The organism is Micromonospora sp. NPDC047753, assembly GCF_040642735.1.
Lineage (GTDB): Bacteria > Actinomycetota > Actinomycetes > Mycobacteriales > Micromonosporaceae > Micromonospora.
The window spans coordinates 1-7,482 of record NZ_JBEYSL010000354.1 but is presented as its reverse complement, the minus strand read 5'-3'; the positions used below and the strand labels follow the sequence as shown (position 1 = coordinate 7,482).

At 72.2% G+C, this 7,482-nt stretch carries 8 protein-coding genes; 5 read left to right on the top strand and 3 right to left on the bottom strand.

The features are described 5' to 3' along the window. The coding region (locus ABZ749_RS25105) for a M14 family zinc carboxypeptidase (protein ID WP_357231880.1) at positions 1-81 on the bottom strand (81 nt) is incomplete at its 3' end. A gap of 39 nt (positions 82-120) precedes the next feature. After that, a complete protein-coding gene (locus ABZ749_RS25100) occupies positions 121-1,587 on the bottom strand; it encodes an MFS transporter (protein ID WP_357231870.1) in 1,467 nt (488 codons plus the stop codon). 221 nt (positions 1,588-1,808) lie between these two features. Here ABZ749_RS25100 and ABZ749_RS25095 point away from each other — a divergent pair, with 221 nt between their 5' ends. Next, positions 1,809-2,381, top strand: a complete 573-nt coding sequence (locus tag ABZ749_RS25095; RefSeq protein WP_357231877.1) for a helix-turn-helix domain-containing protein — start codon at positions 1,809-1,811, stop codon at positions 2,379-2,381. A 41-nt stretch (positions 2,382-2,422) separates the two neighbouring features. On the opposite strand, the gene ABZ749_RS25090 is transcribed toward ABZ749_RS25095, so the two are convergent. Beyond that, on the bottom strand, positions 2,423-3,781 hold the full coding sequence (locus tag ABZ749_RS25090) for a pentapeptide repeat-containing protein (protein WP_357231867.1): 1,359 nt from the start codon (positions 3,779-3,781) through the stop codon (positions 2,423-2,425). Positions 3,782-3,985: 204 nt separating this feature from the next. Here ABZ749_RS25090 and ABZ749_RS25085 point away from each other — a divergent pair, with 204 nt between their 5' ends. The 4 genes from ABZ749_RS25085 to ABZ749_RS25070 form a co-directional block, all read left to right on the top strand. After that, complete coding sequence (locus ABZ749_RS25085) at positions 3,986-4,771, top strand: alpha/beta fold hydrolase (protein WP_357231864.1); 786 nt, start codon at positions 3,986-3,988, stop codon at positions 4,769-4,771. Between the two features lie 174 nt (positions 4,772-4,945). After that, a complete protein-coding gene (locus ABZ749_RS25080; RefSeq protein WP_357231861.1) occupies positions 4,946-5,647 on the top strand; it encodes a hypothetical protein in 702 nt (233 codons plus the stop codon). Further along, entirely contained in the window at positions 5,572-7,149 is a 1,578-nt protein-coding gene (locus ABZ749_RS25075; RefSeq protein ID WP_357231874.1) for a M48 family metalloprotease, read from the top strand. Before ABZ749_RS25080 ends, ABZ749_RS25075 begins: the two co-directional genes overlap by 76 nt. 14 nt (positions 7,150-7,163) lie before the next feature. Then, the coding region (locus ABZ749_RS25070) for a hypothetical protein (RefSeq protein ID WP_357231883.1) at positions 7,164-7,482 on the top strand (319 nt) is incomplete at its 3' end.

The following is a 7,482-nucleotide window of genomic DNA, read 5'->3' as shown; positions in this document are numbered from 1 at the left end:
GGTGCCGACGTTGTCGGAGATCTTTACGGCCATCATGTCGCGGCCCTCGTACGACGAACCGATGCTGATCTTGCGGGCGATCGCCCGGGCGGCGAACCGCCCGGGCCGCGACGCGTTCCGTCAGCGGGTAGCCGGCATGGTGGCGAACTCGCCGGCTAGCTCGGACTCGACGATCGTCGCGGCGGACGGCCGGCGACCGGCCGACGCCCGCCGGGCGGACGGGACGGCGAGGGCCGCGAGCGCGGCGGCCAGGGCGATCGCCGTGAGGACGAGAAACCCCGTCGTGAAGCCGGCCTCCCGGGGCAGACCGTTGGCCTGGGGGTGCGCGGTGATCACGCCGCTGACCACTGCCGCGCCGATCGCGCCGCCGATGGTGCGGATGTTGGCGTTCATGCCGGTCGCCACGCCGGTCTGGCTGGCGGGCACGCTGGCGACGATCAGGTTGGCCATCGAGGCGAAGGCCAGGCCGATGCCGAGGCCGACCAGGCCACCGGCGATGGCGACCTCCCAGCGGGTGGCGTGCGCGGTGGCGAGCATCGCGGAGGCGGCCACGTTGAAGGTGGCACCGGTGGCGAGTTGCGCCTTGGCGCTGAAGACGGCCTGGAGTCGACCGGCGAGGACGCCGGCGACGAACATCGCGCTGACCATCGGGAGCATGAGCAGACCGGCCTGGCTGATACTCGCCCCGAAGCCGTAACCGGCAGCGGTCGGGGTCTGCAGGAACTGCGGGAGGAACGCGTACATGGAGAACATCGACGCGCCGTAGAGCAGGGCGACCAGGTTGGTGGTCCAGACACCGGGAAGGCGCATCATCCGCATGTCGATCAGCGGGTTCTTCGACCGCAGTTCGGTGACCAGCCAGCCGACCAGCAGCACCACGGCGAGGGCGAGCAGGCCGAGCACCCGGGTGGAGGTCCAGCCCCAGGCGGCGCCCTGGCTGATCGGCAGCAGCAGCGCGACAAGCCAGCCGGAGAGCAGCAGTGTGGCGCGCCAGTCGATGCGACCGGGGGTGCGGACCGGCGACTCGGGCACGAACAGGTGCGCGGCCACGGCGGTCAGTCCGACCACGATCATCGGGATCCAGAACAGCCAGCGGTAGTCCAGGGTGCTGACGATCGGGCCGGCCAGCACGATGCCCAGGCCACCGCCGACGGCGACGATGGCCGAGATGGCGGCCACCGCTGTGGAGACCCGGGCGGCCGGGAACTCGTCGCGGATGATGCCGAAGGACAGCGGGAAGACCGCCCCGCCGATGCCCTGCACGACCCGGGCGAGGATGAGGATGCCGATGTTCGGCGCGATGGCGGCCAGCAGGCAGCCGAGGGCGAGGGCGGCGAGCGAGACGACAAGCATCCGCTCCTTGCCGACCATGTCGCCGACGCGTCCGAGGATCGGCGTGAAGATCGACGCGCTGAGCAGGTAGGCGGTCAGGACCCAGGTCACTGTGTTCTGGGTGGTGTGCAGGTCCTGCTGGATGGTCGGCAGCACCGGGGTGATCAGCGACTGGAGCATCGCGAAGAACCCGGCGCCGGCCGCGAGCACGGTGAAGGTGAGCCGACGCGAGCTGCGCCGGGAGGTCACTGCCACGAGAGAAAACTCCCTGATTACGTACGGGAATGAAGGCTTGTCGCCCGTCGTCCGTGACGGGTGGTCTGTCGGGGTCCGGGCGATCGGGGTGGCCAGGCGGCGATCGGGCGGGTCCCGAGGTAGAGTAACCGGAGGCAGGCCTCCGGGATTCCGGAGGGGTGCCTCCGCTAAGCTAGCGGAGGGCGTCCTCCGGATGCAAGCAGAGTGAGGTGACGCACGTCATGACCAGCCCGGGGCAGGCGCCCGAGGTCTTCGCCCAGCGGCCCAAGCGGGCCGACGCGCGGCGTAACTACGACGCCCTGATCGCGGCTGCGCGCGAGGCGTTCGCCGAGAACGGCGCCGCCGCCTCCCTGGAGGACGTGGCCCGCCGGGCCGGCGTGGGCATCGGCACGCTCTACCGCAACTTCCCGACCCGCCGGCACCTGTTCGAGGCCGTCTACGTCGAGGAGGTCCGGGCGCTGTGCCACTCCGCCGAGGGTCTGTCCGAGCTGCCACCCTGGGACGCGCTCGTCGCCTGGCTGCACCGCTTCGTCGCGTACGTCGCCACCAAGCGGGCGCTCGCCGAGCAACTGCTGCACGACTCCGAGATCTTCACCAGCTGCCGGGCGGAGATCTTCTCCGCCGGTGAGCCGCTGATGCGTCGCGCGCAGGTCGCCGGTGTGGTGCGTGACGACATCGGCTTCGACGACGTGGTGCGGCTGATCAGTGGCCTGACCATGGCCCAGTTCCCGTCACCCGAGCAACGTGACCGGGTCCTCGGCGTGGCCCTGGACGGCCTGCGCCCGCCGCGCTGACGACCCCGCCGGCCGCGCCGCGCTGAGAGCCCACCGGCCGGTCAGCGGTCGACCAGCAGCAGCCACTCGTCGTCGAGGCGCTCCACTGTCGTGCCCTCCGGCCAGCGGTGACCACTGTCTGCCATCGCCCGGGCCTGCTCGACCTGCGGTGGCCGGCTGAACTCGGTGTCACGGAAGCTGACCATGCTGTGGAACCGGGCGCGGCCGAAGTTCGCGGCGTCGACGAAGCGGGCCCTGTCGAACAGCGCCTCCGCGCCGAACACCGTCCAACGGAACAGCGCCATGTTCGTGAAGCGGACGGCGTGGAAGCTGGCCGACCGGCCGAACTCGGTGTGCTCCATCGACAGGGCGCCCTCGAAGACGGCCTCCCGGAACGAGGTGACCTCCTCGAAGCGGGTCAGGTCGAAGCTGGTCGGCTGGCCGAAGGTCACCCGGCGGAACGAGGTCGGGCCGGTGAAGCCGGCTCGCCGGCAGGACAGACCGCCGGAGAAGGCGGCGCCGTCGACGTTGGCCGCGCCGCCGACGCGGACGCCGTCGAGGACGACCTCGCCGTCGGCCACGAGCCCGTCGAAGACCACGTCACCGAAGGTTGCCGCACCGAACAGCAGCCGCCCCCGCGCCGTCGCGCCCGCGAAGGTGGTCGTGCCGGTGAACACCGCATCGGTGAAGGTCGCGTCGACGAGCGTGCAACCGGCGGCGTCGAAGTCGACGAGCGCGGCGCCGGCCAGGTCGAGCCTCAGCTCCGGCCAGTGCGCCGCGTCGCCCGCGCGCAGGTGCCGGGTCAGCACGCGCTGCGCGCTGCGCCGGACCTCCGTCTCGCGCGGCTCGCCGTCAGGTGCCGGCATCCGCAGGTACGCGCAGAGCACCGCCGCGATGGTCGGGCGCTGCCCCGGGTTGTCCTGGCCGAGGCGTTCCAGCGCGTGCAGGCCGCCGAGGCGTACCGCCGCGCTGTCGTTGCCGAGCAGTTCGACCGCCCGGGTGTAGAGCTCTGTCAGTCGACGCTCCGCCGCGTCGTGCTCGGCGGCCCCGGACTGCCGATCCTGGTGGCGCTGCGCGGCCTCGGCCACCGTTTCGGCGTGCGCCTGCACCCGGTCCCGGTGCACCTGGTCGCGTGCGGCGACGCTCTCCTGGTGCCGTTGCGCGCGTTCGGCGATCCACTGGCGTCGGGCGGCGAGCAGCAGCGCGAGCCCTCCGCCGGTGCCGGCGACGACGGTCAGGCCGGTGCGGATCGCGTCGATGCGCAACGTGGCGCGGGTGTCCGGTTGGGTGGCCCGGTCGGCCTCGCTGAGCAGCAGGTCCAGCACCAGCCAGCCCAGGGCGATGGCGACCAGCAGGCCGACCAGGACCAGCCACCACGGCATCACCCGCAGCTCGCGCTCGGTGGGTTCGTCGACAGCCACGGCCACAGCATGCCAGCGACCGGCGGTGTCCGATATGGAGCGGAGCGGTATGACCGTTTACGCCCCCGCCGGAACAACGGGTTACCGGCGCGTAACAAGTCATTGACGTTTCTAAATTGTTGCGGGCATGATCGTCGCACGGTCGACCGGACACCCCCACCCACCTGCCCGGTTCGCCGGGTGCCTCCCCCCGGAGGTGCAGCCATGCTGCTCCGAAAGACCGCCCTCGTGCTGGCCCTCGCCACCGCCGCGCTTCTCGCGTCCACCGCCACGGCGACCGCCGCCCCCGCTTCCACCACCGCCGCCAGCACGACACCCTTCGCCGCCGCGGCGGCAAACCCCGTGATCGTGGTCGGCGGGCTCAGCGGCGTCGCCGTCGCGTACGAGCCGATCGCCGCCCGGCTGCGCGCCGACGGCTACCGCACCTTCATCTACCAACTACCCGGGCTGGGCCTCGGTGACATCCCCACCTCGGCGCGCGCGTTCGCCAGCTACGTCGACCAGGTACGCGCCACCACCGGCGCGGCGAGCGTGGACGTCGTCGCCCACTCCGAAGGGGGCCTGGTCAGCAGGTACTACCTCAAGCGGCTCGGCGGCACGGCCACCGTCGGTCGCTACGTCAGCCTGGGCACACCCCAGTACGGCACGTACGTCGCCAACATCGTGGCGTTCCTGGGCCTGGGCAGCTGCGCCGGTGTCGTGGCCTGCCAACAGATGACAATCGGCTCGGCCTTCCTCGCCGACCTCAACGCCGGCGACGACACCCCGGGCGCGGTGCGCTACACCACCATCCGCACCCTTCAGGACGAGTTGGTCCGCCCGACCGGAAACGCCGCCGTCAACGACGGCGCGACGAACGTGCTGATCCAGTCATACTGCCCGCTGAGGGTGGTGGGGCACCTCGGCCTGGTGCTCGACGGCACGGCGTACACCATCGTGCGCGGCGCCCTGGTCGACGGCCCGGTGCGACCCAACTGCCTCGCGCTCTGACCCGCTCCGGTGCGGCGGTCCCCTTCGGGACCGCCGCACCGCACGCGTGACGCGGAGTGTCGGGTGCGCGACGATCCCCCGAAACGGTGTGGCAGACATCAGACGCCCTCGATAGCCTGCTCTGGCTGTCCATTCCCGACAGTGGACGACGCCCGCCGAGAAGGAGCAGCGCTCATGACCGAGCCGCCCACCGTGCCGCCGGAGAACACCCCGCCGACCGTGCCGCAGCTCGACGTCCGGGCCGCCCAACCGCCGTCGGCCGACACCCCGCCACCCACCGGCGGGTTCGCCGACCGCCCGCCGGGCTACCCGAGCGCGCTGGTCTGGCTGCGTGCCGGGATCCTGCGGGACTGGCGCGGCGTGCTCGGCGCGTTCCTCGCCACCTGGTTCTACCTGCCGGTCGCGCTGCTCCTGGCGTTCTGGGGCGGTCTCACCTTCGGTGTCGTCGGGCTCTTCGCCGTCGGGACCGGCGCCGACGACCAGGTGCCCCAGGTGCTGCGCGACGTCCCGCTCATCGGCCCCCTGGTCGAGGCGTTCCTGACCCGCTCCGGCGGGTTGCTCGGCGGCGTCGCCGGCTTCGCCATCGGCTTCCTGGTCGGCTTCCTCGCCGTGCTGGCCCTGCCCTGGATGGGCGTTGCCGACGAGCCCTTCGCGCTGCTCACCGGCCTGATCGGCACTGTCGTCGCGGCGGCGCTGATCGGGGCCTCTACACGCTCTACCGGGTGCTGCTCGAACCCCGCCTGCTGGTCGTCTCGGGTGCGCGCCAGCCCAGCCGCCGCGAGTACGCGCGGCTGCGCCCCGTGCTCGACGACTGCGCCCGACGGCTCGGCCTGCCCAGCGTGCCCCGGCTGCTCATGGAGGACGACCCGGTCCTGAGCAACGCCCGCACGTACGCCCGGCACGTGGTGGTCACCACCGCCGTGCTGGCCGAACCGGACGACGAGGTGGCCGCGCTGCTCAGCCACGAGCTGGTGCACTGGCGCACCGGGGACGAGATCACCAGCGCCTTCGTCCGCGGTGTCGGCCTGCCACTGACCCTCGCGCACGCCCTGCCGACCTGGCTGATGCGGACGTTCCCACATCCGGGCACCAACTTCGTGGTCTTCGTTCTCTTCTGGCCGGTGCTGCTCACCATGCGGTACGTGGTGCTGCCGCTGCACGCCCGCGACGTGCGCGCGGCCGAGTACCGGGCTGACCTCGGCGCCGTGCTCACCGGGCACGCCGACGGGCTGCGGCGCATCCTGGAACGGCGGCTGTCCTTCGAGACCGGCCGCAGCGGCTGGGACGAGGCGGTCTGCGCCACCCACCCGCCGCACGAGCTGCGGCTCGACGCGTTGGAGCGGGCCTCGGTGGCCGGTACGCCCGCCGGCGCAACCGAGCCCGTCACCGTCGACCGGCTGTTCAACGACTCCGGCCCGGTCGGCACCCGACGCACGTTGCTGCTGGTCGGTGCCGTCACCCTGGTCGCCTGCCTCGGCACCAGCGGCCTCGGCGTGGTGCAGTGGGCGTTCTTCCGCCCCCAGGCGGCGATCGACGGCTACTTCTCCGCGCTCGCCGACCGGGACAGCGAGGCTGCCCTCGGTTACCTGACGGACCAGGGCAACGGCACCGACCGTGACCTTCTCGCCAAACTGCTGCGCGGCAAGGGCTACCAACCACCGACCGACGTCGAGATCAGCTCGTTGGAGCGCGACGGCGACACCGCCACCGCCACCGTGGCGTACCGGCTGGGTGACGTGCGCCAGAGCAGCACCCTCACCCTGCGCCGCGAGGACGAGACCACCGCCGGCCTCTTCCACGGCTGGCGGTTGAGCGGTGGGCCCACCCCGCTCAACGCCGCGATCGCCGACCCCGGGGTGCGGCTCAACGGGGTGGAGCTGCCGGTCGCCACCGAGGGCGCTCCGCTGGTGCTGCTGCCCGGCGGCTACACCGCGACCGGCCCGGCCAGCGCGCTCAGCGAGACGCCGGGCGCGACAGTGCTGGTGGGCCCGGGGGAGACCGCCGCCACCCTGCAACTGGCGCCGGTGCTCAAGCCGGCCGCGATCGACGCGGTCGAGGCCCGGGTACGCGCCTGGTTGGACGAGTGCGCGAAGCAGACCGTGGCCGCCCCACCCGGCTGCCCGTTCCGCTACTACGGCGGCACCACGCAGAAGGTCACCTGGAAGATCCTGGAGTACCCGAAAATCGCCGTCGAGTTGACCGGCCCGAGCACCGCCCGGGTGTCCACCCCGGTCGAGACCCAGGGCAGGGTGCAGGTCAGCGGCACCACCACCTACTTCGGCAGCAGCTCACCGTTCACCGACGACGACGCGCTGACCGTCACGGGCGTCGCCACCGCCGACGGGGACGACGTCACCTTCCGACCCTCCTCCAACTGACCGGGAGACAGACCGTGACCGACAGCGACGCCGCAGCCCGGCTGCCCATCCGGCTGACCATCAACCCCCGGCAGCGGCAGTCTCCCTCGGTCGATCTACTGACCTGGATCCACCGCCGCCCCGAGTACCGGCCGGTGGTGCGTACGGCCGGCGGCGGCGGCCGGCCGGGCTTCAGCGACGCGGTGATCATCGCGGTGCTGGCCCAGGGGCTGCTTCCGGGGCTGTTCAACCTGTTGCAGGACGATGATCTCCACGACCGCGCTGTGCAGCGAGTCGGAGGAGTAGAGCGGCGCGGTGCAGCCCTCGACGTAGTGCACGTACGCACCCTCGTCG